Source organism: Caballeronia sp. LZ003 (assembly GCF_031451465.1).
Classification (GTDB): domain Bacteria; phylum Pseudomonadota; class Gammaproteobacteria; order Burkholderiales; family Burkholderiaceae; genus Caballeronia.
Window position 1 is genome coordinate 1 of sequence record NZ_JARUXJ010000071.1, and the last position, 1,018, is coordinate 1,018.

1 protein-coding gene and 1 pseudogene are annotated in these 1,018 nt (G+C 53.4%); both read right to left on the reverse strand.

Annotation, left to right across the window (positions count from 1 at the left end; all coding sequences use genetic code 11):
* Positions 1 to 223: 223 nt before the first annotated feature.
* Positions 224 to 412: a hypothetical protein gene (locus tag QCE79_RS32985; RefSeq protein WP_309851659.1), complete on the reverse strand. Its 189-nt coding sequence runs from the start codon at positions 410 to 412 to the stop codon at positions 224 to 226.
* A gap of 395 nt (positions 413 to 807) precedes the next feature.
* Positions 808 to 1,018, reverse strand: a pseudogene (locus tag QCE79_RS32990) (YdaS family helix-turn-helix protein); the annotation flags it as partial.

Genomic DNA, 1,018 nt, shown 5'->3' on the forward strand with positions numbered 1-1,018 from the left:
AGCACCAGCTTGTCGGGGTCGAAGAACAGCAGGTTTGTCTTCCCCGACGCGCCGTACGCGTCAATTGAGTTCTTTGCCATCGGTCATATCCATCAGATTCTCGCCCCTAAAGAAGTCACAAACACATGACTTGTTGCCGCGAAGATCAACAACGATCTTCGGCAAACATTGAATAGCTGTACTAACCCAACAAGATGTATCCGGCAACCACCCTCCATCCACCCTACCGTTTGACTGTCCGCTCCGACGCTTTGCGCATACTGTCCTGTATTGCCTCTGCTGCGTCTTTACGTGTCACGTTGAAACCTGCCGTCGGCAGTGGCGTCGCTGGCTCATAGGCAAAGCGCCGTTGCGACAGTGTTTCGTTCGCGCCGGTTTCAATCTGGAAGGCCTCGGGACGTTCCTGCTTCATCTGCGTGATAACCGCTCCGAGTGTTTCGCGGGTTGCATTTCTAAGCATTTGCTGGTGCCGCTCGATGTGCATTCTTGGTTTACGCTTGCTAAGGTGGGATCTCAAGCCTCTGGCAAAATCGCGCTTTCGCAACTTGACACGGCTGTTGAGCCGGAGACGCTGTGACTCAATCGAACGAAAATATGACGTCATTCCCTGTTTATGCTTGGGTATCAACGAAGTTTGACGGGTTTGACGCCAGGAATGAGCTGACCGTCGACGACGACGCGGCCGTTGGATGAGCGACCGCTGCGGGAGGCTTCAATGATTACGGTTCCGGTTTTCGAGCGATTTTCATGCGGTTTTTATGCGGTTTTTCGAACGTGTCAAGGGACTTGCATAGAAAAGCCAAAGCGTCAGCCCCACTTCTCCGTGACACTGCAGTCCCTGTAAGTAGGCGACTCGAACGGCCGACATCGGCTTGAATTCCGTAGAAATGACCAGCGAACCGTGGGCCGCAGATCTTCGCACCGCACCACACCATTGCTCTGTTCTTCGATGTTGATGCACAGCTGAACGTCGAACTCGGCCTTGGCGCTGATCGCTTTACGCAGATATCCAATGGTT

Coding starts and splice junctions, on each gene's coding strand:
- QCE79_RS32985 (WP_309851659.1), bottom strand. CDS start 412: ATGAAGCAGGAACGTCCCGAGGCCTTCCAGATTGAAACCGGCGCGAAC.